General features: G+C 71.5%; 1 protein-coding gene. It reads right to left on the bottom strand.

The genetic code is table 11. The annotated features are described in order from the left end of the window. Positions 1-933 (bottom strand): hypothetical protein (locus VQ03_RS34110; protein ID WP_048454581.1); only part of this gene is annotated, 933 nt, incomplete at both ends.

Genomic DNA, 933 nt, shown 5'->3' with positions numbered 1-933 from the left:
CGTGGCGAAGCGGTCCTCGACCTCGACCTCGACGAGGGCCGCCACCGGAGAGGCGTCGCGATGGATCGCCCAGCCCAGCAGCGTGTCGTTGGCGAGGGCAAGCCAGGCGCCGCGTGGCGCCGCGACGGGGGCCGGCTCGATCGTGGCAGGATCGTCGACAGGACCCTCGGCCCGTGCTCCGTCCCCGAGGTCCGCGGGGCCTCGCTCGGTCTCGGCAATGCGCGAGGACGCCTCCCGCGCTTTCGCCAGCTCGGCCGAAAGTCTCTCGATGACGATCTCGCTGGCTGCGCGTCGAGCGAGGTGGTCGTCGTCCTGGGCTCGCAGGCGGTCGGCCTCGCGCCGGGCGTCGTCCACCTCCGTTTCAGCGATCCTGAGCTGCGATCGCAGCCGGTCGCAGGCGTCCGCGGCCGCCTTGAGATCCTGATTCCGAGCGGCCAGCTCCAGAACAGCGGCGTCGACCACGGAACGGCGCCGCTCCTCGCTTCGCCTGTTCGCCGTCCGCTCGGCTCTCAGCCTGAGAAGCGTGGCCGCGAAGCGCTCGCGCATCGCCACCTGTCGTCCTGGCGCATCCTCTCCGGCAAGCGGCACCAGGATCCCTGTCACCTCGTCGAGGCCGACCTCCCAGCGCCGCACGCCGAAGCGGCGCGTCAGCAGCGCGAGCCACCGGTCGGGCGGCATCGAGGGAATGTGGGCGCCGCCGCCGTCGGCCGTCACCGTGACGACCGGGCGCGTCGAGATGGTGACGAGGAGCACCTTCTTCGTGAGGCGCGCAAGGTCCGACAGCACGTCCTCGACGGCATCCGGCTCGATATGCTCGAGGAGATCGGTGCAGACCACGAGGTCGGCCGGCTCATGCGGCTGGTTCTTGCCGGCAACCCCGGGGTCGTCGTCCGAGCTGACGAATTCGAGGTCCTGCGCGAGCCGGCCTTCGCC

Origin of the sequence: Methylobacterium tarhaniae (assembly GCF_001043955.1) — a bacterium.
GTDB lineage: Bacteria > Pseudomonadota > Alphaproteobacteria > Rhizobiales > Beijerinckiaceae > Methylobacterium > Methylobacterium tarhaniae.
The sequence above is the reverse complement of the archived record's forward strand: the minus strand, read 5'-3'. Positions and strand labels throughout refer to the sequence as shown.